This is a genomic window from Metabacillus sediminilitoris (assembly GCF_009720625.1).
In the GTDB taxonomy this organism is placed as follows: domain Bacteria; phylum Bacillota; class Bacilli; order Bacillales; family Bacillaceae; genus Metabacillus; species Metabacillus sediminilitoris.
This window is the reverse complement of record NZ_CP046266.1, coordinates 4,684,893-4,710,083: the sequence shown is the minus strand read 5'-3', so window position 1 is coordinate 4,710,083 and position 25,191 is coordinate 4,684,893. Positions and strand designations below refer to the sequence as shown.

The 25,191-nt window shown below is 35.2% G+C and carries 22 protein-coding genes; 16 read left to right on the top strand and 6 right to left on the bottom strand.

Features of this window, described 5'->3' with window-relative positions; genetic code table 11:
- Positions 1-186: 186 nt before the first annotated feature.
- Positions 187-1,020: an alpha/beta fold hydrolase gene (locus GMB29_RS22705; protein WP_136352641.1), complete on the bottom strand. Its 834-nt coding sequence runs from the start codon at positions 1,018-1,020 to the stop codon at positions 187-189.
- A 258-nt stretch (positions 1,021-1,278) separates the two neighbouring features.
- On the opposite strand from GMB29_RS22705, the gene GMB29_RS22700 reads away from it, so the two are divergent.
- The 5 genes from GMB29_RS22700 to yugI all read left to right on the top strand — a co-directional run bounded on the left by GMB29_RS22700 (position 1,279) and on the right by yugI (position 6,172).
- Positions 1,279-1,779 (top strand): Lrp/AsnC family transcriptional regulator, encoded by a 501-nt coding sequence (locus tag GMB29_RS22700; protein ID WP_136352642.1) that lies wholly within the window; start codon positions 1,279-1,281, stop codon positions 1,777-1,779.
- Positions 1,776-2,945 (top strand): aminotransferase, encoded by a 1,170-nt coding sequence (locus GMB29_RS22695; RefSeq protein WP_136352643.1) that lies wholly within the window; start codon positions 1,776-1,778, stop codon positions 2,943-2,945. The genes GMB29_RS22700 and GMB29_RS22695 overlap by 4 nt, the downstream gene beginning before the upstream one ends.
- 451 nt (positions 2,946-3,396) lie before the next feature.
- Positions 3,397-3,957, top strand: coding sequence for an RNA polymerase sigma factor (locus GMB29_RS22690; protein ID WP_136352644.1), 561 nt, complete (start codon positions 3,397-3,399; stop codon positions 3,955-3,957).
- Entirely contained in the window at positions 3,950-5,629 is a 1,680-nt protein-coding gene (locus tag GMB29_RS22685) for a hypothetical protein (RefSeq protein WP_136352645.1), read from the top strand. Before GMB29_RS22690 ends, GMB29_RS22685 begins: the two co-directional genes overlap by 8 nt.
- 141 nt (positions 5,630-5,770) lie before the next feature.
- Positions 5,771-6,172 carry a S1 domain-containing post-transcriptional regulator GSP13 gene (yugI, locus tag GMB29_RS22680; protein ID WP_136352646.1) on the top strand — a complete coding sequence of 134 codons (402 nt, stop codon included), beginning with the start codon at positions 5,771-5,773 and terminating at the stop codon, positions 6,170-6,172.
- 83 nt (positions 6,173-6,255) lie between these two features.
- On the opposite strand, the gene GMB29_RS22675 is transcribed toward yugI, so the two are convergent.
- A complete protein-coding gene (locus GMB29_RS22675; RefSeq protein ID WP_136352647.1) occupies positions 6,256-6,483 on the bottom strand; it encodes a DUF378 domain-containing protein in 228 nt (75 codons plus the stop codon).
- Positions 6,484-6,623: 140 nt separating this feature from the next.
- Here GMB29_RS22675 and GMB29_RS22670 point away from each other — a divergent pair, with 140 nt between their 5' ends.
- From GMB29_RS22670 to GMB29_RS22660, 3 genes are all read left to right on the top strand, one after another.
- On the top strand, positions 6,624-7,787 hold the full coding sequence (locus GMB29_RS22670; protein ID WP_136352648.1) for an iron-containing alcohol dehydrogenase: 1,164 nt from the start codon (positions 6,624-6,626) through the stop codon (positions 7,785-7,787).
- A gap of 180 nt (positions 7,788-7,967) precedes the next feature.
- The gene (locus tag GMB29_RS22665) at positions 7,968-9,320 is read left to right on the top strand and encodes a glucose-6-phosphate isomerase (protein WP_136352649.1); all 1,353 of its coding nucleotides are present in this window, start codon (positions 7,968-7,970) and stop codon (positions 9,318-9,320) included.
- 136 nt (positions 9,321-9,456) lie between these two features.
- Positions 9,457-9,858, top strand: a complete 402-nt coding sequence (locus GMB29_RS22660; RefSeq protein ID WP_136352650.1) for a YugN-like family protein — start codon at positions 9,457-9,459, stop codon at positions 9,856-9,858.
- A 73-nt stretch (positions 9,859-9,931) separates the two neighbouring features.
- On the opposite strand, the gene GMB29_RS22655 is transcribed toward GMB29_RS22660, so the two are convergent.
- The gene (locus GMB29_RS22655; protein ID WP_136352651.1) at positions 9,932-10,927 is read right to left on the bottom strand and encodes a potassium channel family protein; all 996 of its coding nucleotides are present in this window, start codon (positions 10,925-10,927) and stop codon (positions 9,932-9,934) included.
- A 7-nt stretch (positions 10,928-10,934) separates the two neighbouring features.
- Positions 10,935-11,180 (bottom strand): hypothetical protein, encoded by a 246-nt coding sequence (locus GMB29_RS22650; protein WP_136352771.1) that lies wholly within the window; start codon positions 11,178-11,180, stop codon positions 10,935-10,937.
- A 307-nt stretch (positions 11,181-11,487) separates the two neighbouring features.
- Here GMB29_RS22650 and GMB29_RS22645 point away from each other — a divergent pair, with 307 nt between their 5' ends.
- The 8 genes from GMB29_RS22645 to GMB29_RS22610 all read left to right on the top strand — a co-directional run bounded on the left by GMB29_RS22645 (position 11,488) and on the right by GMB29_RS22610 (position 23,055).
- On the top strand, positions 11,488-13,107 hold the full coding sequence (locus tag GMB29_RS22645; RefSeq protein ID WP_168733812.1) for a response regulator: 1,620 nt from the start codon (positions 11,488-11,490) through the stop codon (positions 13,105-13,107).
- A 1-nt stretch (position 13,108) separates the two neighbouring features.
- Complete coding sequence (locus GMB29_RS22640; RefSeq protein ID WP_136352653.1) at positions 13,109-14,161, top strand: HEAT repeat domain-containing protein; 1,053 nt, start codon at positions 13,109-13,111, stop codon at positions 14,159-14,161.
- 46 nt (positions 14,162-14,207) lie between these two features.
- Entirely contained in the window at positions 14,208-15,560 is a 1,353-nt protein-coding gene (locus tag GMB29_RS22635) for a glycosyltransferase family 2 protein (protein ID WP_136352773.1), read from the top strand.
- The gene (locus GMB29_RS22630; RefSeq protein ID WP_136352654.1) at positions 15,553-18,795 is read left to right on the top strand and encodes a hypothetical protein; all 3,243 of its coding nucleotides are present in this window, start codon (positions 15,553-15,555) and stop codon (positions 18,793-18,795) included. Before GMB29_RS22635 ends, GMB29_RS22630 begins: the two co-directional genes overlap by 8 nt.
- A 50-nt stretch (positions 18,796-18,845) precedes the next feature.
- Positions 18,846-19,211, top strand: coding sequence for a response regulator transcription factor (locus tag GMB29_RS22625; protein ID WP_136352655.1), 366 nt, complete (start codon positions 18,846-18,848; stop codon positions 19,209-19,211).
- Entirely contained in the window at positions 19,198-22,083 is a 2,886-nt protein-coding gene (locus GMB29_RS22620) for an ATP-binding protein (RefSeq protein WP_136352656.1), read from the top strand. The genes GMB29_RS22625 and GMB29_RS22620 overlap by 14 nt, the downstream gene beginning before the upstream one ends.
- A gap of 305 nt (positions 22,084-22,388) precedes the next feature.
- On the top strand, positions 22,389-22,790 hold the full coding sequence (locus tag GMB29_RS22615; RefSeq protein ID WP_406600357.1) for a secondary thiamine-phosphate synthase enzyme YjbQ: 402 nt from the start codon (positions 22,389-22,391) through the stop codon (positions 22,788-22,790).
- Positions 22,791-22,803: 13 nt separating this feature from the next.
- On the top strand, positions 22,804-23,055 hold the full coding sequence (locus GMB29_RS22610; protein WP_136352658.1) for a DUF2651 family protein: 252 nt from the start codon (positions 22,804-22,806) through the stop codon (positions 23,053-23,055).
- A gap of 107 nt (positions 23,056-23,162) precedes the next feature.
- Here GMB29_RS22610 and GMB29_RS22605 read toward each other — a convergent pair whose 3' ends face one another.
- Together GMB29_RS22605 and GMB29_RS22600 are read right to left on the bottom strand one after the other, a co-directional pair.
- Positions 23,163-23,987, bottom strand: a complete 825-nt coding sequence (locus GMB29_RS22605) for a protein-glutamine gamma-glutamyltransferase (protein WP_227551412.1) — start codon at positions 23,985-23,987, stop codon at positions 23,163-23,165.
- A gap of 133 nt (positions 23,988-24,120) precedes the next feature.
- Complete coding sequence (locus GMB29_RS22600) at positions 24,121-24,927, bottom strand: MBL fold metallo-hydrolase (RefSeq protein WP_136352660.1); 807 nt, start codon at positions 24,925-24,927, stop codon at positions 24,121-24,123.
- Positions 24,928-25,191 lie beyond the last annotated feature (264 nt).

Genomic DNA, 25,191 nt, shown 5'->3' with positions numbered 1-25,191 from the left:
ATCATATAAAGCGGAAGCGCCATGCCCGGTTGTCGGGTTTAACGAGGTGCTCCGCTTTTTCTTTTTATCTAGCTGCAGCGCCAAGCTCCTTGAGTTATAAGCCAAGCCATAATGGAAGGCAAAGAACGCGCCTTCTATTATGGCTTGGCTTATGCTTGTCGGAGCTAAACAGGCGCTTTCGCTTTTCTAGTTTGCCTGACAAAAATCAAATATTTTCTCTGTTACATGCTCTGGTCTTTCTTCTGGTACTAAATGGCCTGTGTTTTTAAAGGAGAAAAAGGTTGAGTTTGGCAGGTCTTTGTTCAATCGCTCACCAACTTGGACGGGAACAATTTTATCTTCATCTCCCCAAATAAGCAGACTCGGTTGTTCGATTAACTTTAGTTCCTCAGCGCCAAGATCGCCTTCATGATCGCGAATCATTCTATTTAAGGCCATAAAAATACGATCATCATGAAATGGTTCCATATAGCCATCCATCATCTCTTGATCAATGAGAGATCGGTCATAAACGACATTGTATAAATTTTTTAACACACCTTGACGTGCAAGCCAATGTTTAATGCATAAATAAAAATAAGGAACATAGGAACCGAATATTAAAGTTGGATGGACACGCTTCATGTAGCCTGAGCTGCATAAAAGTACGACTTTTTCAAATAAATCTGGTCTTTCTTTAGCTGCAATAAGGGAAACTTGTCCACCCATTGAATGACCAACAATATAAGCTTTTTTAATTTGTAAACTTTCTACTAATTGAATAACCAAGTTTGCCATGTTTTTGTATGAATGGACAAACCTTGTTGACTTCTCTGTTTTTCCGAAAGGCGGAAGATCGATGGCAATAATTCGGAATTCATTCTCTAATAATGGAATGATTTTTCGATAACAAAAGCTCGAGGACAAGAATCCATGTATCAGTACCATTGTTGGCTTCGTAGGATATTTTTCATACACCTCATAATGTACGTTTACACCAAGAATGTTCATGGTACTGCAATAATAATGACTTTTTTCCATAAGCATTCACTCCGTTTTTTTTCTATATATAGTTGTTAATCCTATGATAAAATGAAGTGTCGTTTAGCAATTGGTGGTGATGAGTATATTTTTTATCGTCACTTGCTAAATAACTAATGAAGTTTTTTATATTTTTACCGAAAAAAAATGGTTCACACATGTTAAAACTTACCCGTTATTCTTTCGTTGAAATCATATGAAAAACATGCAATAGAGTGATATAATTATCTGAAGATTTGAATAGTAGGAGTGGTGAAAATGAAGTTTACAGAAAAGGAAGTCGAAATATTAGAGCTTCTAGAGAATGACTGTCGCTTATCTGCAGAACAAATCGCCAAAATGATTGAGTTGACAGAAGATGAAACAAAACAATTAATAAAAAATTTAGAAGACCAGCGCATAATTGTTGACTATACTGCACAAATAAATTGGGGGAAAGTTGACGGACATGAAGGTGTAAAAGCAATGATCGATGTCAAAGTTCAGCCAAAACGCGGTGTTGGCTTTGATGAAATTGCAAGCAGAATTTACCGTTTTAAAGAAGTGAAATCTGTTTATTTAATGTCTGGAGCTTATGATCTTTCCATTATTATTGAAGGTAAATCAATGTCTGAGATTGCACAGTTCGTTTCAGATAAACTTTCAACTTTAGATTCCGTCTTATCAACAACAACTCATTTTATCTTAAAAAAATATAAGCATGATGGCACAATATTTGAACAAGAAGATGAGGACAAGAGAATTGTGGTGTCACCATGATTGAACCTTCATATTACCTCTCAAATATCGTACAAGAATTAAAACCATCGGGAATCCGAAAGTTTTTCGATTTAGCTGCAGGTATGGAAGGTGTTATTTCGTTAGGTGTTGGAGAGCCTGACTTTGTTACACCTTGGAATGTAAGGGAGGCTTGTATTCTTTCATTAGAACAAGGATATACTTCCTATACAGCAAATGCTGGATTAATTGAACTGAGAAAAGAAATCAGCCATTATTTAAAAAATTTAACGAATATTGAGTACAATCCACATAATCAAGTATTAGTTACGGTTGGTGGAAGTCAAGCACTCGATATATCATTAAGAGCAATTGTAAATCCTGGTGATGAAGTAATCGTGATCGAACCTAGTTTTGTTTCGTATGCATCACTTGTTACATTAGCAGGAGGGATTCCCGTTCCAGTCCAAACAACAGGGGATATGGAATTTAAACTTCAACCAGAAGAGCTTGAAAAGGCGATTACTGAGAAGACAAAAGCCATTATCTTATGTTCGCCAAATAATCCAACAGGAACTTGTCTTAACAAAAAAGAGCTTGAAATGATTGCTGAGATCATTGAAAAGTATGATTTGTTAGTCATTTCCGATGAAATCTATGCAGAGCTTACATATGATGAAGCGTATACAAGCTTTGTTTCGATTAAGGGTATGGAGGAACGTACAATACTTGTTTCAGGGTTTTCAAAAGGATTTGCGATGACTGGATGGCGACTAGGATATATTGCTGCAAATCCGGAATTTCTAAATGCCATGTTGAAAATTCATCAGTATTCCATGATGTGTGCACCAACAATGGCACAATATGCTGCTATTGAAGCAATGAAAAATGGAAAAGAAGATGTTATTCACATGAAAAAGAGCTATAGACAACGCAGGAATTTATTTGTGGGAGCATTAAATGACATTGGGTTAACTTGCCATGTTCCTGGTGGTGCATTTTACGCATTTCCATCCATTCAAAAAACAAACCTTACATCAGAGGAATTTGCTGAACAACTATTAATGGAAGAAAAGGTTGCCGTCGTTCCCGGAAATGTATTTGGTAAAAGCGGAGAAGGATTTGTTCGTTGTTCATATGCATCATCTTTAGAACAGCTTCAAGAAGCTGTAAGAAGAATGCAGCGATTTGTGGAAAGTCGTACGTGATTTTCGGCGAATAGTACGCGTCAACAGTAGTGATTTCATTAACAATAAAAAAAGCCGACCATTAATGGTCAGCCATATAGAGAAATAAAAGGGGGGAATACTAGAAAGCCTTATGCTTGTATTATCCCCCTTTTTTTGTGCTTTAAACCTACTTTTTAAATTTTATTAAGACTCATTGTTGATTTTAATACTTTGTTGATTTTGTAAGACTCCTACTTAGAAAAGCGAGTCAGAGGAAGACCCCACAGGCGCATAGCGCCGAGGAGGGCTCCCAGACCCGCCCGCGGAAAGTGAACACCTCGCTGCAATCAACAGGCAAGTTCTTAGAGCCTTTTTTAAAAGAAGTAACCTCCATTTCAACTTTTCCTCAAAAATACCTTTTTCAAATATGAAACAATTATACGCAAAATCACGTTTTATGAATGAAAGATAGGGGGGGGGGGAGCCCGAGATGACTGAAGACGAATTAATCAAAAAGGCTAAGCAAGGAAACATGAACGCATTCGGACAACTTGTAGAAATCCATTATCCGATTGTTGAGAAATTCGCCTACCAATTAGGTAATAGGCATGAAGAAATAGAAGATATAACACAGGAAGTATTTATTCGAGTCTATCGCTTTCTTGACCAATTTTCGCAGGCAAAATTTTCAACATGGTTATATAAAATCACCTTAAATGTAACAAGGGACTTTGCAAGAAAACGTCAATCAAACCTGCGAAAGGTTTTTAAAATTCAACAAGATGTTCGCAATCATGATTATCCCGAAATAGAGGCTAAAGTGCTGCGAAATGAAGAGGATCGTATTCTTCACATCGCCATTCAAAAACTTGATGAAAAATACCGAATACCAATTGTCTTATATTATTTTCATGACAAGAAATACGATGAAATCGCTGAAATTATGTCGATTTCATTATCTACAGTCAAAACGAGATTATTACGGGGAAAGACAATGCTAAAGAAAATGTTGGAAGAACTTAGCAGGAAGGAAGGTGACATACATGGATGACAAATTATTTGAAGAAAAAATGCAAAGTTTAAAGAATTCCTATGAACATATCTCAACTATTTCCTCACCTGAGAAAATAATCAATGTTGTGAAAAAAAATGAAAAACCACATAAAATCCGTATATTTTTCCAACTTCCATATATTGCATCATTTATTGGGGTTCTTCTTATCGGTGGAATTTTAGGTGCACAATTTTTAACAAATTCAAAAGACGGGACTAGTGGTGAATCAACAACACCTAACGAAGAAATAATCAATCACCCCGTTACAGATGAAAATATAGAAGCAGCAATAAATGAAACTCGCGGCTATTATGAACGTAAACTAGATGAGCTTAAAGAGAAGTTGGATTTTGAAGATGTTGAGCAGTATGGCTTTGTACAAGAAGCAAAAAATGCTGTTGAGAAGTTTGAGGAAAGAGAAAATTATGCTTCACAAGAAGAGCTTACATCTTACATGGAAAAAGTAAAGGGAATCATTTCTTATCGAGTATCAATGCCACAAGAAGAATTTGCCTTATTACAAGAAACAGCCGCAAATGATGAAACGATTCGTGCGGATCAACTATATGATTATCTTGATAAACTAGACATGCTGCATGAACTGTTTTATGAAAAATGGGATCAATTGTATTTGGAAAACCAATCAACAGTAACCGATATTGAATCATATGTCGATGAATTAAATGCCGGAACAATCGTAACAGATAATCAAGAATATAGCGAATTAATAAAAGCCTTACATTCTTATGGTTATGCATTCTTTCATGAGGGAGAAGGTTCTATAAATTTCGGACCAGATTATTCAACGATTCATAACCAATTACATTCCTTAGATGAAGATGCGAAAGTATACTTGAAAATCAAATCAGAGAAGAAAGCTTTGTTAGACGGAGCGCTCTCTATTAGTCATAAAAATTTAGGTGAACGATTACTAGAAATTGAAAATTTTGTTCTAAATAATCCAACGTCATCGAAAGGAGAAGAATTAAAAGAGCAGTACGCTTTATACTTGAACTTCTATTTAAAAGGCACGAACAACACTTCGATCACAACGGAAGATGGCAAAATAAAAGCTGAAGTAAAAGCGGATTTTGAGTCATTACTAAATGAAAATAAGTTTTCTGAAACAGCCAAAATAGTCAAAGATTTTTATCAAAAGCTTGAGGGAGCACATTTCTACTATACAGATGAAATAGTCAAAACAAAGATTGAAGTTTCAGGCGAGTTAAAGCCAAAAAGTGATGTATATGCCATTCAAACTAATTTATTGCCAATTACGAAAGAGATGGTCACTAGGTATGAAATGTTTAAAGAAAGTGGTGACTTGGCGATTTATACACAGCCTTATGCCGGGATGAATACAATCGAAATGGCTGTTGCAAGAATATATATGTATGCAATTGAAAAAGGTGATTATGAAACAGCTTATAAACTTTCCACAGATAGAGAGAATGGAAAGCTTCCTGAACTAGAAGCGTTTCAAATAGAAATGAAAGAATCAGCATTTGACTTTCAAGCACTTTCCAATGAGGTCACAAATGTGAACACAAACTACCTGCAAGATGGTGAAGTGATTGAACACATCTTTATGATAGAGAATGGTGACATGGTTACTTTTCGTATGAAATTGGAAAATGGCTACCCAAAGATTGAATATAAACCACTTTAATAGCAGCGGCTTCATCCGTTGCTTTTTTGGGTATACTAATTATGAGAGCATATTTTATTTTTGATAAATACGTAAAGATGTGGTATAATTTTTTATTGCGTATAAAAGGACATTTAAATATAAGAAATTAGGAGTGTTATTATGACAACAAAATACGAAGTTGGTAGTGTTCATACAGGTAAAGTAACAGGGATTCAAGCTTACGGTGCGTTCGTAGCTCTTGACGAAGAAACACAAGGATTAGTTCACATTTCTGAAATTACTCATGGTTTTGTTAAAGATGTAAACGAACATTTAAAACTTAATGATGAAGTACAAGTTAAAGTTCTTTCAATTGACGAAAACTCAGGAAAAATCAGTTTATCAATTCGTGCAACTCAAGAAGCACCTGTTGAAGAAAAGAAAGAAGCAGTACAAAGAAAACCTAAAAAACGTCAAGCAACAGTTAAAACTGAAACAGAAACTCCACAAGGTTTTAATACATTAAAAGATAAACTTGAAGAGTGGATCGAACAATCAAAACGCGAAGAAATTAAAAAATAATGATAAAAAGGATGGGAAGTAAGATTCCCATCCTTTTTTTTGTAAAAAAAGAAGCTAACATTATTATTAGCCTCTTTAAAAATTTATCGCGCTTCTGGACGTGGTTCTCTAGCAACTTCTTCTGAAGGCTTAAATAGTAAACCTAGGTTAATTAAACCTGCTATTCCCACTAACCCGTATATAATTCTTGATAATGCTGTATCGTCACCAAAAATGGCAGCTACTAAATTGAATCCGAAAAATCCAATAAGTCCCCAGTTGATAGCACCAATGATGGTAAGTAGCAGTGCAATACGTTGAATTCCACTCATTTTGTAACCTCCTTAATTAATGACTACACCATTAGGTTGTGAAAATATCGGAAAACTATATGTGAAAATTATTGGAAATTCGCTTTCCTTTACATTCAATTTTTAAATGTACATAATCTAACTATGGGAGGCGATATGAATTGGAAAACTTTACATACTATAACCCGACACAATTAATCTTTGGGAAAGGACAGGTCGAGCAATTAGAGACTGAGATCCCGAAATACGGAAAAAAAGTATTGCTTGTTTATGGCGGAGGAAGTATTAAACAAAATGGTCTCTATGATCAAGTTGTTAACCTATTTAAAAAAATCAATGTTGAATATGTTGAATTATCAGGAGTTGAACCAAATCCGAGATTATCAACAGTACATCGTGGTGTGGAAATATGCAAGACAGAAAATATCGAGTTTATTTTAGCAGTCGGCGGCGGCAGTGTCATTGATTGTACAAAAGCGATTTCTGTAGGTGCAAAATATAATGGGGATGCTTGGGATATTGTTACAAAAAAGTATATTCCGACTGAAGCTCTGCCGTTCGGGACTGTGTTAACAATAGCAGCAACAGGTTCTGAGATGAATGCAGGCTCTGTTATTACAAATTGGGAAACGAAAGAAAAATATGGATGGGGCAGTCCAGTTACATATCCGAAATTTTCAATTTTAGATCCGTCCAACACCTTTACTGTACCCGAAAACCAAACTATCTATGGAATGGTTGATATCATGTCACATGTTTTTGAACATTATTTTCATCATACGAAAAATACACCATTACAAGATCGTTTTTGTGAATCACTTTTAAAAACAGTGATTGAAACTGCACCTAAGTTATTAGAGAATCTTGAAAACTATGAGCTCCGTGAAACGATTCTTTATTGTGGAACAATTGCCTTAAATGGCCAATTATCAATGGGCTATCATGGAGACTGGGCTACACATAATATTGAACACGCCGTATCAGCTGTATACGACATTCCACATGGCGGCGGATTAGCGATCATTTTCCCACATTGGATGAAGCATACATTAGATGAAAATGTATCTAGATTTGTACAATTAGCTGTAAATGTCTTTCAAGTGGATCCTAGTGGCAAAGATGACAGAACCATTGCATTAGAGGGAATTGAAAAACTACGTGAATTCTGGAATAGCATCGGTGCGCCAAGTCGATTACAAGACTACAACATTGGGAATGAAAATATCGAGTTAATGGCAGATAAAGCGATGGTATACGGTGAATTTGGAAACTTTAAAGCACTTAATAAAGAGGATGTAACAGCAATATTAACGGCTTCCTTATAAATAGAAAAACACGGAGTATGAATGTCATTTTTCCTCCGTGTTTTTTAAAAGAATTATGTCGAAAATAAAATACGGTATTGGTTACGCTTACAAATTTACCCTAGCTTGATTTACAAGAACAGTTTAGATAAAGTGTTAGTAGTACATTATTATTTGATAAGTAATGGAGGAGAAAATGTTATGACACATGTACGTTTTGATTACTCAAATGCTTTAACTTTTTTTAACGAACATGAAATTACATACTTACGTGACTTTGTGAAAGCTGCACATCAATCTATACATGAGCAAACAGGTGCTGGCAGTGATTTTTTAGGTTGGGTCGATCTTCCAACAAACTATGATAAAGAAGAGTTTGCCCGTATACAAAAGAGCGCTGAAAAAATCAAATCTGATTCAGATGTTCTTCTTGTAATTGGAATTGGTGGTTCATACTTAGGAGCACGTGCAGCAATTGAAATGCTTAATCATTCTTTTTATAACTCATTAGCGAAAGAGCAAAGAAAGACACCACAAGTCATTTTTGTTGGAAACAATATTAGTTCTACATATATGAAAGATGTTCAAGATTTACTAGAAGGAAAAGACTTTTCTATTAACGTTATTTCTAAATCAGGAACAACAACTGAGCCTGCTTTAGCTTTCCGTCTTTTCAGAAAGCTTTTAATTGAAAAGTATGGAGCACAAGAAGCAAAGCATCGTATTTATGCGACAACTGATAAAGCTCGCGGAGCATTAAAAACTCTTGCAACAGAAGAGGGCTACGAGTCATTTATTATTCCAGATGATGTTGGCGGCCGTTATTCAGTATTAACAGCAGTTGGATTATTACCGATTGCAGTGACAGGTGTTGATATTGAAGCAATGATGAAAGGTGCTGCTGCTGCAAGCGTTGACTTTGGTAAAGCTGAATTAGATGAAAACGCAGCATACCAATATGCTGCGGTACGTAATGTTTTATACAACAAAGGTAAAACAATTGAAATGCTAATCAACTATGAGCCAGGACTTCAATATTTCTCTGAATGGTGGAAACAATTATTCGGTGAAAGTGAAGGGAAGGACCAAAAAGGAATCTATCCATCATCAGCAAACTTCTCAACTGATTTGCACTCATTAGGACAATATGTACAGGAAGGACGCCGTGACATTTTCGAAACCGTTATTAATGTAGAAAATTCTCGTCACGAGTTACTTGTTGAAGAAGAGGCAAATGATTTAGATGGATTAAATTATTTAGCAGGTAAATCAGTTGATTTTGTAAATAAAAAAGCATTCCAAGGGACAATGTTAGCTCATACCGATGGCGGAGTGCCTAACTTAGTTGTATCAATTCCTGAAATGGATGAATATACATTTGGCTATTTAGTGTATTTCTTCGAAAAGGCATGTGCAATGAGCGGTTATTTACTAGGTGTAAATCCATTTGACCAACCAGGTGTTGAAGCATACAAAGTAAATATGTTTGCTTTACTTGGTAAACCAGGATTTGAAGAGAAAAAAGCTGAGCTTGAAAAACGCTTAGAAAAATAATTTTGAAAAGAGAGGGACTGGCTTCATTGTCAGTCTCTTTTTTCATTTTCAATTAATGTAAATATATAAACCTTTATTTCCTTGAGAATGTTTTTTCGTCATTAGGAAAATCTAACAATAAAAAGGGGGTTATAAAATGATTGACATTCCTTCACAGTTAGACGGAAAATCGTATGAGTTATATGAACTTGAGCAAACATTAAAACCGATTGGCTACTCAATCGGTGGTAATTGGGAATATGATCATGGCTCTTTTGATTATAAAATGGATTCAGATGCTGGCTATCATTTTTTAAGAATTCCTTTTAAGGCAATTGATGGACAACTTGATTCTCACAATACAACGGTTCAAATAGGTACACCATATCTTTTGGCACATAAATATCAAATAGGATTAGATGACCATGCAAGAAATGGGAATTTTAGTGCCTCATTTAATCAATTCCAGGAGCCGCAGGATAAAGATGCTTCCATAAGTGACGAATATATTGACAAAGGAAAAGCACTTGTCAAAGAACTTGAGGAAAAACTTATTTGAATATCATGAACGGCTAAAAAGCCACTCAACGACCAAAAGGGAAACACCTTTTGATACGATGAGTGGCTTTTGCTTAATGAGTATAAACAATTAAGGAATCATTGGCTTGAATTTGATAAGTTAGAGGCGGATTTAATTTCGTTTCCTCTCCTCTTTTTACCCCAATTAAGATTGATTCATTATCAAGGAGTTCATGGCTTGCATCCCTAAATGTTTTTCCTACTAACCGATCTGTTACGGGCAAAACTTGAAATAGATTACCACTTGCGGGATTTAGCTCAGAATAAAAGTGTGAAAGGCCATTTTTTGCTAGATAGCTGCTCATCATAAAATGGCTCGTTAGTTTATAGGATTTTATAATTTCATCTGCACCAGCTCTGCTTGCATTATTTGCTTGATGTTCTGTTAGGATTTCAATCACACAATATAATTTGGGATTTACACCCTTTAATGTTAATAAAACGAGAATGGAATACATATCAGCATCATGTTCATTTTTATGTTGATCAGCTGTGATAATCGCTGCATCAGCATCTTCAATATTTGCCTTTTGCAAGGTTCGATCGTTTGAGGGATTACCGCGAATAAAATGTACATTCTCAATAAGTGGTGCAGTATGTAATGTTTCGTCGATTAACACAATTTGTTTATAAGGTTTAACTGATAGTAGTGATTCAATCATTTCATTAGCCTTTTCATTCCAACCAATTAACACAACATGATTCGTACCTTTAAATGGTCTTTCACCTTCCATATACGAATGCTGTGACTTAATAGCAGCTGCAGAAATCGTTGCAAAATAGGCGGTGACAAAACTTGCTCCAACAATGATCATCAACATAGCAATTCCTCTGCCAACATAGGTATGTGGAACATAATCACCAAAACCAACAGTTGAAATCGTTACAACAGCCCACCAAATCCCATCAAAGGTAGTGGGGAATTCATTAGGTTCCACAAGCGACATGATGGATCCAAAAACAAGAATAATAAGGAGGACAATTAATGTTAATCGATAATATAGCGGCCATCGTAACCAGTGGATAATGGTTTTGTTTGAATTTGCCATCCATCAATCATCCTTTCTTATTCGGTAAAAACGATAGGACTTCTTTAATGATTGTGTTAATTTTTGTTGTGACCTCTTCTTTTCCATATGTCTCAATAGCGAGTTGTATTGTTTCAATTGTTTCGTCGGAAAACTCAATAAGTGCTTTATCTTCCTCAGAATCATTATAAAAACCTATAAAAGCATCTAAACCTTCATTCATTTTATCGATGGCTTCACTAAGTTGTTTTTTCTCATCTTCACTTACTTTCAAAAGATCACCACTTTCATTACTAAGGTTATACCCATATATCTCCTTTTTACTCTTCTTAGTATGTGCACTTCCTGAAATAGATTGCGAAATTTTCACAAGAATATATAACGAAAGGGAAAATATTAAGAATGACAAAATAGTTCACACTAAGGAATAGGGATAGTCTAAAAATACTAAAGGAATAAAGAGATAAATGGCCTATAAAAAGTCGGAAATTGTCACATTTTTAGTATTATTTTTTGCCGTGTAGAATTATTATAAAAAGTAGAACTATAGAATGAACTTAAAAAATCGTCGGGAGAGACTAATGAATAAATATTTACAGATCTTGATTAAAAATGTTAGAAAACATCTTGAGGCATGGCTAAACAATCAGGAACGTATTCAACAAAAGGAGTTATATCGTTTCCTTCACTCGATTGTTGGGACGGCATCAACAATTGGCTTTCATAAAGGAGGAGAAATAGCTCAAAAGTTAAAGAGTCAATTGGATGAAAATGATGAAAAAGAATGGCTGAAGGAAGATCTGCAAGAGTTTTTATTTCCTTTAATTTCAACTTTTTATTATGAGGAAATTTCTAATATAAACGAGATCGTTGAACGGAAAGAGGAATTGAAAGATAAAAAGCTTATTTTGTTAATTGATGATGATACAGCATTACTAATGTACCTAAAAGATGAATTAGAGAAAAATGATTGGCTTGTGATTGCAGTGGCAGACCCGGACAGGGCTATTAATTCTTATTATGACTTAAACCCTGATTGTGTGATTATCGATATACACATGAAAAATAAAAGTGGGTTAGACGTTTTAATAGAGCTTAAGGAGAACATGAAACAGCATTTTATCCCAATGATCATGATCAGTGTTGATCATACAAAGGAAACGAGAATGAAAAGTTACCAATTAGGTGCGGATGATTATATTCATAAGCCATTGGAGATGGACGAATTTATGATCAGAATTAATCGTCAAATAGAAAGAAAACTGGCAATAGAGGACTTAATTTTATTGGATGATTTAACGAAAGTATTTAATCGTAAATATTTACAGAGAACATACGATCGTTTTGTAAGCAGCATGAAAAGAAACTATAAAGTATTTAGTATCGCAATGGTGGACCTCGATCAATTTAAACAAGTAAATGATACATATGGCCATATTGTAGGGGATAAAGTTTTAGCAGGATTTGCTGAAATCGTTAGAATTCGATTAAGGCTAAACGATGTTGTCATTCGTTATGGAGGAGAGGAGTTTCTTATCCTATTTCCGGAAACTCGAGCAAATGAAGCAAAGATTGTTCTTGACCGGATATTGGCAGAGTTTTCAAAAACACCATTTAAAAGTATGGACGATCAAAGTGAATTCTATTGTACTTTTTCAGCGGGCATACAAGAAGTTTATTTAGATGAACTAGATTTAAAAAAGAATATTGACCTTGCTGACGGAGCACTATATGAGGCAAAAAGTGAAGGCAGAAATCAGGTGAGAATAGTCCCTGTCAATAATGTTCGTCTCCATAAAAAAATCGTTCATATTGGCATTATTGATGATGACCCGATTATTCGCACGATGCTTCAAGATTTGATTAGTAAAAGTAAATATACAGATGGATTCTCGTTAGATATACAACCATTTAAGGATGGTATGGAATTTTTTGAATCAGATTGGTATTTAAAAAAGAATGAACCTTACTTAATTATTTTGGATGGGATGATGCCGCGGATGGATGGCCTGGAGGTTCTTCAGAAGTTAAGAGAACTTCGATACCACGAACGGTTTACAATCATGATGCTTACCTCTCGTAAAAGTGAGCAAGATATTTCAAGAGCCTTGCAGCTAGGTGCGGATGACTATATTACTAAGCCTTTTAAGTTATTGGAGCTGGAAACTCGCTTAGGGCATTTAATTAAGAGGATGAAATAGTATGATAGACATTGGTTTAGCAGCCCTTTTTATATTGCTTATTGTCATGTTGTTCATTTTACTGAGCTTATTTTTTTATCTCATGGTTAAAAAACATATAAATAATCAACTGAGACAAAAAATAAATGAATTAAAGGAAATATACCGCTTGAAAATGTTTCACTATTTACAAACAGGTGAACTACATTTTCTAGATTCAAATCAGAGTGAAGAAAAATTCATCGCACTAATCGAACTGCTTCAAGAGTATTCAAATGTATTAGACGATTCTGCTGTAAAGAAAAGAATTAGTTGCATTGCTAAAAATCATTTGACAAAGTATATAGAAAAACAGCTCAAACAAAGACGATGGAGCCTCAGAATGAATGCTCTCTATTTAATTGAAGATTTTTATATGGATCATTTAAGGTTAACACTACATGACATATTCAAAAAGAAAAAAACGACGAATGCAGAAAAAACACAAATACTAAAGCTATTAGCAATGTTTCAAGATGAAAAAATAGTCGAGTATATTAAAAATTTGAATCATAACATATCAGATTTTTCATTGTTATCGATTTTCTCGAATATGGAAGAAGATCATATTGATCGGTTTGTTGCTAGTTTTGACGAACTTCTTTTAAGACTGCAATACATTCTAATTGATACGATCGGGAGAAAACAACTTATTAACCATCATTCTCTGCTGCAAAGGCTTGTTTTGCAAGGCGAAGAAGAAGTAAGAATCCGATCGTTAAAAGCATTTGCAAACATAGGTGTGCCAATTGATAAGAAATATGTTTCACCTTTTTTTAATTCAGATAGTTGGCAAATCAGGATGATGGCTACAAAGGTGGCTGGGGTACAAAGGATGGAAGATTATAAAGGAAAGTTAATTGAGCGACTATCCGATCGTGAATTCGTCGTTCGTTCTGAAGCAGCCAAAGCAATTTTACGCTTTAAGGATGGCGTGGACATCCTGACAAAAGTAACGGAAGAGTCTGAGGATATGTTTGCTAAGGATATGGCTTTTGAATGGCTAGAAAAGGAGCGCGGTGGTTATTCATATTAATTGGTCGCATTTATTAACAGTTGGCAGCTGGTTTATTTTTATCTATATGATCTTGATTATGACCGTTTATGGAGGCATGATCATACTCTCCCTTTCGCAAATACGAAAAAATTATCAATTGCATGAAGTGGTGCCATACGAAGATTTATTGCAGTCAGAGTTTACAAAACCAGTTTCTATCCTTGTTCCTGCCTATAATGAATCAGCTGGAATTTATGGCACGATAAGATCTCTATTAAGTATCGAATACCCTGAGTATGAAATGATCATTATCAATGACGGATCGACAGATGATACACTTGAAAAGCTCTTTATGAGATTTAAGCTTGTGAAAATCAATCGTGTCGTACGTAAACAGTTAGATACAAAAGAAGTAAAAGGTGTCTATCAATCAACCATTTATCCTCATCTTATCGTGTTAGATAAAGAAAACGGCGGGAAAGCCGATGCATTAAATGCAGGTATTAATTGTTCGAAATATCCTTATTTTTGTTCGCTCGATGGTGATTCAATTATTGAAAGAAATGCTTTTTTAAAAGTGTTAAAACCAATTATTGAGTCAGATGATGAAGTGATTGCATCTGGCGGTAGCGTTAGAATTGCAAACGGATGTGACATCCAAAATGGCGAACTTGTCAGTATAGGGCTATCACATAAACCAATTGTTATCATGCAAGTTATTGAATATTTACGTGCTTTTTTAACAGGACGTGTTGGGTTAAGTAAAAATAATCTTCTCCTCATTGTCTCAGGAGCTTTTGGTGTATTTTCGAAAAGGTGGGTTGTTGAGGCAGGCGGTTATGCCCATACAGTTGGAGAAGACATGGAGCTGGTTGTTCGGCTACACAGATTAATAAAAGAGAAAAAAGTAAATAAAAAAATAATTTATGTACCAGATCCGGTTTGTTGGACGGAAGCACCTGAATCCATTAAATTCCTCCGCAGGCAAAGGAAAAGATGGCATCGAGGTCTATTTGATAGTTTATGGAAGCATAAAAAATTGTTGTTTAATCCTAAATATGGATCAATTGGCTTGTTTGCCATGCCTTATTTCTTTTTTATAGAATTCTTAGGACCGTTAATTGAACTGATTGGTTATATTATCTTGATTATCTCAATTTTTACGGGAAGCATTTATATCGAATATGCGCTCTTATTTTTTATACTTGCATTCATTTACGGTTCAATCTACTCAATGGCAGCTGTTTTATTAGAGGAATGGACGATGGAAAGATATCCAAAGGTAAAGCATTTGACGATTTTATTTTTTATTTCACTCACTGAGACATTTTGGTATCGCCCATTAACTGTTTTATGGCGTGTTGAAGGAATGGTTGAAATGGTAATTGGTAAAAAGGGATGGGGAGAAATGATTAGAAAAGGTGTCTCAAATGACTAAAAAAAATGTACTTATTACTTTTGGGTTCTTGCTGCTTTTTATCTTGTTTACATCTCCATTTTGGATATGGCAACTAAAATCAACCGAACATTTGAATGTATTAATCATTGATAAAACCGTACCAGATCAGTCATATCGTGAACACAAAGGGCTAGTATGGATTCTTAATCATTTGAAGCTTAAGCAGGATGGTAGCCAAACATATGATCCAAAAGAGGATTATGTTGGATTTGTCCCGACAGACCAACCGCCAAAGTTTAACATAAGTGAGTTTCCAAACGATTTATCAGGATATGACGTATTATACGTGGCAGATGGATATGGTGTATATGAAGATGAATATGGCAGTGAAAATGCAGAAGGAAATCGTTCTGAACTACTTTATGGTGGGATGACATCTGAAGAGGTTATTGCCATTAGTTCATCATTAAGTAAAAATAATCAAACACTTATTGCAGAGTTTAATACGTTTGGATCCCCAACAGAGCAAGAAGTACGTGAGGAGTTTTATTATTTATTGAATGTCACTTGGACTGGTTGGATGGGGCGTTATTTTGATGATTTAGAATCTAAGGAAGTACCCCGATGGCTTAAACAAAATTATGAACGGCAATACGGCGAATCGTTTTCTTATAAAGGGAATGGGATCGTTTTTGTCAATGAAGACGATCAAGTGATTGTCTTAACAGACGAGGACTTAGAAAAGAACTATGTGATGTTCCAGTCAACTAAAAATGGTTTAGCTGAAAATGAATTAAAAGATCCCATTCAATATAATTACTGGTTTGATGTGGTAGAAGCAATTGACCAACAGGAAGTACAGGCTAATTTCAAGTTATCATTGTCTGAAGAAGGAGAAAAAAAACTGAAAGAATACAATTTGCCCACAACGTTTCCAGCGGTGATCCATCATATTGATCAATCATATGATAGCTACTATTTTGCAGGTGATTTCGCTGATCAGGAAAAAGTGCCTGCCATTTATGGGATAAGCGGGTTAACTTGGTGGCAAAAGCTTTTTTCCTTTGAACAAAAAGGCAGAACAGATACATTCTTTTGGAAAGCTTACGTACCTATGATGACAGACATATTAACTACTAGAAAAGATGTTTCGAAAAAGGAAACAGTAGCTGAACCTGATATTAATATTGAATCAGGAATCAAATTAATAGGGCATTCAGGGAAAGATTATCTCCAAGTATATAACAATGGAAAATGGGAGGATATTCTTATTAAAGGCGTCAATATGGGAATTGCCAAGCCTGGATCATTTCCAGGAGAAACGTCAATAACCAAAGCAGAATACTCACGATGGTTCAAACAAATCAGTGACATGAATGCGAATGCAATTCGTGTATATACGATTCATCCCCCTGCATTTTACCAAGCGTTATATGAGCATAACGTAAATAATGAGGACCCTATCTATCTATTTCATGGTGTTTGGGTTAATGAAGAGACATTTATCGAAAAGAAAAATGCTTTTGATCCAGCCGTAACAAATGATTTCAAGGCGGAAATACAACGAACAGTGGATCTTATTCATGGACAGGCCGAATTAGAAGTTAGAGCCGGGCATGCAAGTGGAAGGTATCAATTTGATCTATCACCTTTTTTATTAGGATGGATCATAGGTGTTGAGTGGGATCCGGAAGGTGTAGTAGGAACAAATGAACAGAATCCTGAAAAAACGAGTTATAACGGAACCTACATCAAGACAACCAATGCTGCACCATTCGAAGCATGGTTGGCTGAGATGTTGGATTTTACGGCAGCTTATGAAGCTGAACACTATGATTGGCAGCACCCGATGAGCTTTACAAACTGGGTTACAACAGATTTACTTACACATCCTAGTGAGCCTAGTGAAGAGGAAGATATGGTGACAGTAAACCCAAATGAAATTGAAGCAAAAGAATCCTTTTATGCTGGATTATTTGCTTCGTATCATATTTACCCTTATTATCCCGACTTCTTAAATTTTGAAGAGAAATATGTGGAATATGTTGACCATAGAGGAGAAAAAAATAACTACGCAGGCTATTTACATGATATGAAAGAAAATCATGAGCTGCCAGTACTTGTTGCTGAATTTGGCATTCCAGCATCGAGAGGGCTTTCACATGAAAATGTGTATGGCCTTGATCAAGGTAATCATTCAGAACAAGAGCAAGGTGTTAAAGTGAAAAGACTATTTGAAGATATCATGGAAGAGAAGATGGCAGGCGGTATAGTCTTTTCCTGGCAGGATGAGTGGTTCAAAAGAACATGGAACACGATGGACTACGATAATCCGGACCGCAGACCATTTTGGGATAATATCCAAACAAATGAACAACACTTTGGTCTCTTAAGCTTTGATCCAGATACAGAACAAACACAATTAAAAATTGATGGTGATCCATCTGATTGGGAAGCAAGGGATGAAGAACCCCTGCAAACGATAACTGAAAAAAATCCAATTAAAAACGTGTATGTGTCAAGTGATTCCCGAGGTTTGTTTATACGGATTGATTATAATGAAGCACAGTGGAAGAAAGGTGACTATCAAACATCAATTTTATTAGACACAATCAAAGATCAGGGTCAATCAACAATTCCTGAAGCTGCTGGCTTAAAAGAAGAGGAAATTGACTTTTTAGTAGAGCTTAAAGGTGAGAAAACCTCAAGGGTGTTAATTGATAGTTACTATGACACGTTTTATTATCACTATGGTCACTTGTTAAAGATGATTCCAACGCAATCCTATGCAAATAAAAAAAACAATGGGATTTATCATCCGATCCGTTTAACACTTAATAAAGAATTGACGATAAAAAAGCAAGAAGGAGCAATTACATTGCCACTCTCAGCTTATGATACAGGGAAGCTGCTATTTGGTAATGGAAATCCAACTTCAAAAGAATATAATTCACTTGCGGATTTTTATAGAAAAGATGGAATCGTAGAGCTTCGGTTACCGTGGCTTATGTTAAATGTGAAAGATCCAAGTCAAAAACAAATAATGGGTAATATATGGTCGAAAGCTGGAATAAAAAGTTCAGAAACAATAGAGTCTATTTCTACAGCAATTGTCGTGACAAATCATCAAAAAGAAATTGTGCAGCGAGTACCGGAAAATAATGGTGAATGGATGCATTACACGTGGGAAACATGGGGAGAACCACTCTATCATGAGCGTTTAAAGCAATCTTATTACATCATAAAGGAAACGTATCTAGAAGCAAACAAATAACTAACAGGTCTTGATGTAAAGATTTTGTATGGGAGGCTTTTGAAAAAGCAATGGCAAAAATTTTACTTGCTGAAGATGAAGAAGTACTTCGTATGCTTGTTGTTGATACTCTTGAGGATGAAGGGTATAAAATCGATGAGGCGTGTGATGGAAAAGAAGCATATAACTTAATTAAGGAAAATTCATATGATCTCATCATTTTAGATTATATGATGCCGGTGTATACCGGTTTAGAGTTGCTTGAAATGATTCGTCATGATAACAATCAAACGAGGATCATGATGTTAAGTGCTAAAAGTCAAAAATCAGTTCAGCAAAAAGTATTAGAAACTGGTGCAGACTATTTTATGACAAAACCGTTTAGTCCAATGAAGCTTATTGAAAGAATTGAGGAGATTTTAGGTGAAGCTGAATAAGCTCTTAAAGACTAGATTAGCTGCTCAATTTACCCTATTAACAATAACAATTATCGTTACATTTAGTTTGTTAATTGCTGCGTTATTGATTTATCAATATAGGATAACGGTTGATATTGAGCAGAAAAATGAAAAGCTTGAAGAAAAAGAAAGAATTGCAACAGATTTACGCTATGCTTTTAATATGGCTATTTCAGAAATGAGAGCCTATTTTGCCTATGATGGATATGAATCGTATTTTGATAATGTAAAGAAACAACAAGCGATTGTAGAGACTAAGCTGGCTACACTACAAGATATAGCTGAAAATGAAGAAGATGTGTTAATGATTCAAGATACACAATATTTTTATACTTACTATTTTCATGATGTCATGCCCAGAACAAAAGAATACTATGATACAGGGCAATATGATGAGGTAATAAAAGTTGCCGTCATACAAAATGCATCAGAAACCATACGTACTTATCAAAGAAGTATCAAGGATTATACAAATGGTCTTCATAATGAGCATAACTCTCTCCATGTTCAGTTCACAAAAAAGGTTTTCTTCTGCCAGGTCGTTTTTATCATTGTCTTATTTTTATTAATTGCATGTATGGGGATTATTACTAGGGTTATGTTGAACAAAATAGGCAGACCATTAAATGACCTTACTGGTGCAGCAAGTGAAATAGCTGACGGACAAACAGTGTTGTTTACTGACAAAACAAATCGAGATGATGAACTTGGCCTGCTTTCAAAAGCCTTTGAAAAAATGAGTAAAAGCATCCAAGACAAAGAGCAGGACTTACATGCGCAAAATGGAGAATTATTAGCACAACAGGATGAACTGCAATCACAGCAACATGAGCTTGTCGAAGCACTGGAAATGATGCGGAAAAGTGAGTTTATTCTTAATAAAAGAAATGAGTTAATTAGAGGGATCGCGAACAGTTTAGATAAAAGGGAAGTATTAAAAAGCATTGTAAAGACAATGTGTGAGGTAATTGGTGCAGATAAAGGAATCATTGTTTTACTTGATCGAGGACATGAGCATGCAAGCTTTGGCGTATCAGCGCAGGGAGTGAAGCAGTTTATTCATCATTTGCATTCAGGGTTAATCACAAGGCTTAAGGAAACAAAGCAACCATATACAGTGAAAAGAGAAAGTTTACATGCAGAGAAGGCCTACCATACTTCAATTTTCTTTTCATATGATTTATACGTACCAGTCATTACTGGATCAGGAAAAATGGAAGCTATTATGATGTATACACGATTTCATCAACCATTTCATGAATCTGAGATTGAGGAATATGATAGCCTAAGTAAACAGCTAGCCATTTCTTTAGATAAAATCCAGTTATTCGAACAATCTGAATCAGAACGATTATTGTTTCAAGATATTTTAAATACGATTAACGAAGGAATTCAATTGGTTGACGTAGATGGCACAGTGATTCAAGCTAATCAAAAGCTGTGCGACATGTTTAAATGCAAGTTTTCAACCATCCTTAATAAGAGCTATAGTGATTGGCTTGAAATGGTAAGTCAAACTGTAAAGAATAGCGATGAACTTAAGGGCTTTTTCGATCGTATTTTATTTAACGGTCATATAGGTGAAACAATGTGTATTTATCATCAAGAACTTCCAGTCCAAAAAGTTATACAAGTATACAGTGAACCATTAAAAAGGAATGGTGAGAAATTTGGTACGGTTATTGTCCATCGAGATATTACAAAGGAATATGAAGTAGATGTGATGAAATCTGAATTTGTAAGTACGGTCAGTCATGAATTAAGGACACCGCTTGCAAGTGTATTAGGATTTACAGAACTTATGCTAAATAAAGAGTTAAAGCCTGAGCGCCAAAAGAAATATTTAACAACAATTTACAAAGAAGCAAAACGGTTAACTGTACTTATTAATGATTTCTTAGATGTACAACGAATGGAAGCCGGTAAACAATCGTATGACAAAAAATATGATGACATTGTTCCACTACTCAGCAGCATCATTGAGGCTCATGAAATCAATCATCCAAACCATGTCTTTCATTTTCAAACAAAAACAACTCATACAATGGTTCTTGGCGACAAGGATAAGCTTACACAAGTGTTTACGAATTTAATTAATAATGCAATAAAATATTCTCCAGATGGCGGCAATATTTATGTAACTGTTTATGAAGAAGAATCACAGTTAAAAGTAGCGATAAAAGATGAAGGATTGGGAATACCTGAGGAATCGATTGATAAACTATTTTCAAAATTTTACCGGGTAGATAATTCTGACTATCGGAAAATTGGCGGAACAGGACTCGGGTTAGCGATTGTTAAAGAAATCATGAAACAACATGATGGCGACATATCTATACAGTCAAAACTGAAAGAGGGAAGTACTTTTACAGTGAATTTCCCCCTTGTTATTGGATATTCAGATGAAGAAAGAGGAAAAAATGGAAATCTATCTGGAATGAATAAAGTAAATGTTATTATCGTTGAAGATGATAGTAGTTTAGCTGCTTTGTTGCAAACTGAACTAGAGGAAAGTAACTTTCATGTAAAAGTATTTAGTGAAGGAAAGTCTGCATTAGCAGCAATTAAGGAAGAGCGACCTGATGCCATCGTACTTGACATCATGCTTGAGGATAAAGGCATGAACGGTTGGGACATTATTAAGCATCTTAAAGGAATCGAAGATCTTAAATTAATTCCAATCTTTATTTCCTCTGCTTTGGACGAGAAGGAAAAAGGTTTGGCTCTTGGAGCAAACGATTATTTGATAAAACCATATCAACCAAGTAAATTATCAAAACTTATTCTCCAAACCTTATTGAAAAAAGACTGGAGCGGACAAATTCTTATTCCAAGTGAAAACGATGAATAAAGTGAGATATCCAGCAGCGGGGATATTTTTCATCCGTAACTTTAGCTTGCGAGCCATATCACGCTTAGAACGCTGCATCCTGTAGGTTTGCCTGACTTGGACGTCAATCGCTCGTCAGATCTTTACGGGCAGTTTTCCTCCACCTTCTACTTTACTTCTCTAAAAATATTAAGGTCGGGTTTTACTGCCCGTTAAGACTGGGATAAATGATAAGGAGACTTCTAAAACGATCAGCCGTTATCGTAATGCAGTGAAATAGTTTATACTAAATGAATAAGAGGTTACGCCATTCAACGAAAGGGGAAATGAATGTGTTAAAGAAACAAACATTACATACTCATAAACGCGATGAAATGATTGAAGTAACCGAGGAGGTACAAGCTTTTGTGAATGAGCTGGGTATACAAGAAGGAACCGTTTTGATTTATTGTTCACACACAACAGCAGGTATTACAATCAATGAAAATGCAGATCCTGATGTAAAAAGTGATATGATAAGACGCTTTGATGAAACATACCCATGGAATATGGTGAAGGATATGCATGCTGAGGGAAACACAGCTGCACATATGAAAGCAAGCACTGTTGGTGCATCACAAACAGTTATTATTACAGGTGGAAAATTGCTCTTAGGAACATGGCAAGGTATTTACTTTTGTGAATTTGATGGTCCAATGCAAAGAACGTATTATTTGAAATGTTCCTAGTATGAGGTGAGAAATGGAATTTTTGTTTATTATGGTTATTTATCCAGTGATTGTGGTCATCATGTCAGTTGCTGGTTACCTATTAACTAAAAAAAGTTATGTAACACCATCTATCATTTTTGTTCTTTTTTCATTTTTACTATTGATCTTTTATAATGAATCTTTCTTTATATGGGTTATCGTATATTCGGCCTTATCAATTATCATCTCAGTCATCATGTCGTTTTTTATGAAAAAAACACACAAACAAAAACCCACACAGTAAAGGGGAATCCTTTGACTGTGTGGTGACTAGTATCATAAAAATTTTCAACAAAGAGTCAAACCTTTCTTTATTGATCAAATGTAATTGATTTAGAAGGACAAGCTTTGTTATGCACTAAAAGAACATTGACCAATCTTTCCTACGATTTTATTTGCTGCCAGAAAATGTGGTGTATGACGACGTTGATGAGCCTCATTCGAAAACTGGAATAAATAATGATCATCAAGTCTTGTAACTTGTGATAAGAGATAGGCTGATTCAGTTGCATAAGGTTTTCTTCTAGTATTTAAAGATTCGATGATCCCCTCTGATGTTTTTATCCCAATGCCATGACCAAAGTATAAACCATTTCCTAAATCGATGACATTTTCTCCCCGCCACTGTGGTTTGTTTGGATCAAACTGCGGATTATTAAAATATAAACAATCACCAGGCAAAAAATCATTTCCCCTACGTGTATAAATCGGAAGGTCATCATCTGTTTGCCAATCACGTAAATACATCCCTTGATAGATTCGATTAAATTGATCGAGATTAATGCTTTCAAGTACGGCCTTATAAAAGATAATCACGATTGATGTTGCACATTCAAATCCATACAAAGTGCCATTTTGAAAAATATCCCGAATGGCATCAGAAGGGAGATTTCCGTATTTTAACTGGAATCCTCCTTGGTCTGTTAGTCTCCAAAAACGGTCATTACATTTTGCGTTTTGAAATGTCGTAAATCTAGCTTTGCTTGCAAATAAATCTCTTGCTGCTTGAATGGTGGCTTGACGCATGTGAAGATCAAACTGTAGATGTTCGTGATTAAAAAAGGAATATCTTACTTGATATTGGCTCATTCGATCGATAGTTTCTTTTTGTTCGTCTGTAAAATTTGTCGCTTTTAATTGATTAGCATTTATCATGCTATGACCAATAAATATCACTTTGCACCCTCCCATGATCGTAGTTTTATTAAAGTTTATGGGTAAAAGAGTGGGGATAGAAATAGATATCAATAAATTATAGATAAAAAGGTATGAAAAAGGCATGGTTACAAAGTAACCAAGCCTTTCAGGACTATTTTTTATTCTCGGGAATTTCTGTCTTTGCAAAATCAGCGGACAAAATTTCAAGGTTTAATCTTAATTCCTCATTAGCCATTGGTAATCCGTGACCTGTCACAGCAAGTGATGGTTTTAATGCTTCAAGTTTTTTGACAGATTCCCATGCTGCATGCCAATCGATTGTAAAGTATGCAGGTGGGCCGTGTATTTCTTGCTTTTGTGTAATGACATCATAGAGAGATTCTTGTTCAACAGTTGTAAATGCATCCCCGACAATTAATGCCTTATCGCGGTCTCTATAAAGGGAAATATGACCTGGTGTATGTCCAGGAGTATGGATAAATTGCCAATCAGACAGACCAGGGATCGATCTGTTTTCATCTAATACCTTAAGATGTGAACGAATATCGATGCTGTGTCTGGGAAACATTGGTGACATCTTTGCGACAAGTCCTTCTACTTCGGGGGTTGGCGGCGGATAGTCACTTTTACCAGTTAAATAAGGTGCTTCTAAATTGTGTGCATATACGGGGACATCCCATCTTTTTAGCAGTTCTTCTAATGCACCAACATGATCAAAATGTCCATGAGTCAAAATGATGCTTGTTGGTTTACACCCTTCCCCAAATCGTTTCTCAGCTTCGTTTATAATAAACTCGTGTGAACCAGGCATACCAGCATCAATTAAAATAAATTCATTTGTAACTCGAGGGTTTCCAATAAAACAAATATTTACAATCTGAACAGACAAACAAAAGATATCTGGGGCTACCTCAATCCCCATTCCACTAGTGACTGAACTCAAAGGCATTTTTTCCATACGTGTACCTCCATTTATCTCGTAAATGTCAAAGTCCTGCAAAGTACAGGAAGCGGCGGTCTAAGCGTAATAAGTTTCACACATTACCCATCCGTAAGGATAAAAATACCTACTGATAGTAGTCTCATTTATTTTCTTTGTTAGTATTGCATAAAATAAAAACGGTATAACCTAAATTAGGTCAGAATCAAGAAAAATTTATCATTGACATAATCACCTGATCATTTTATAGTTAAACACGTTAATAGTTAAACAGTTTAACTA

Bases quoted from the DNA above. Each gene is read 5' to 3' on its own strand.
- GMB29_RS22705 (WP_136352641.1), bottom strand. From the start codon at position 1,020: ATGGAAAAAAGTCATTATTATTGCAGTACCATGAACATTCTTGGTGTA.
- GMB29_RS22700 (WP_136352642.1), top strand. From the start codon at position 1,279: ATGAAGTTTACAGAAAAGGAAGTCGAAATATTAGAGCTTCTAGAGAAT.
- GMB29_RS22695 (WP_136352643.1), top strand. From the start codon at position 1,776: ATGATTGAACCTTCATATTACCTCTCAAATATCGTACAAGAATTAAAA.
- GMB29_RS22690 (WP_136352644.1), top strand. From the start codon at position 3,397: ATGACTGAAGACGAATTAATCAAAAAGGCTAAGCAAGGAAACATGAAC.
- GMB29_RS22685 (WP_136352645.1), top strand. From the start codon at position 3,950: ATGGATGACAAATTATTTGAAGAAAAAATGCAAAGTTTAAAGAATTCC.
- yugI (WP_136352646.1), top strand. From the start codon at position 5,771: ATGACAACAAAATACGAAGTTGGTAGTGTTCATACAGGTAAAGTAACA.
- GMB29_RS22675 (WP_136352647.1), bottom strand. From the start codon at position 6,483: ATGAGTGGAATTCAACGTATTGCACTGCTACTTACCATCATTGGTGCT.
- GMB29_RS22665 (WP_136352649.1), top strand. From the start codon at position 7,968: ATGACACATGTACGTTTTGATTACTCAAATGCTTTAACTTTTTTTAAC.
- GMB29_RS22660 (WP_136352650.1), top strand. From the start codon at position 9,457: ATGATTGACATTCCTTCACAGTTAGACGGAAAATCGTATGAGTTATAT.
- GMB29_RS22655 (WP_136352651.1), bottom strand. From the start codon at position 10,927: ATGGCAAATTCAAACAAAACCATTATCCACTGGTTACGATGGCCGCTA.
- GMB29_RS22645 (WP_168733812.1), top strand. From the start codon at position 11,488: ATGAATAAATATTTACAGATCTTGATTAAAAATGTTAGAAAACATCTT.
- GMB29_RS22640 (WP_136352653.1), top strand. From the start codon at position 13,109: ATGATAGACATTGGTTTAGCAGCCCTTTTTATATTGCTTATTGTCATG.
- GMB29_RS22635 (WP_136352773.1), top strand. From the start codon at position 14,208: ATGATCTTGATTATGACCGTTTATGGAGGCATGATCATACTCTCCCTT.
- GMB29_RS22630 (WP_136352654.1), top strand. From the start codon at position 15,553: ATGACTAAAAAAAATGTACTTATTACTTTTGGGTTCTTGCTGCTTTTT.
- GMB29_RS22625 (WP_136352655.1), top strand. From the start codon at position 18,846: ATGGCAAAAATTTTACTTGCTGAAGATGAAGAAGTACTTCGTATGCTT.
- GMB29_RS22615 (WP_406600357.1), top strand. From the start codon at position 22,389: ATGAATGTGTTAAAGAAACAAACATTACATACTCATAAACGCGATGAA.
- GMB29_RS22610 (WP_136352658.1), top strand. From the start codon at position 22,804: ATGGAATTTTTGTTTATTATGGTTATTTATCCAGTGATTGTGGTCATC.
- GMB29_RS22600 (WP_136352660.1), bottom strand. From the start codon at position 24,927: ATGGAAAAAATGCCTTTGAGTTCAGTCACTAGTGGAATGGGGATTGAG.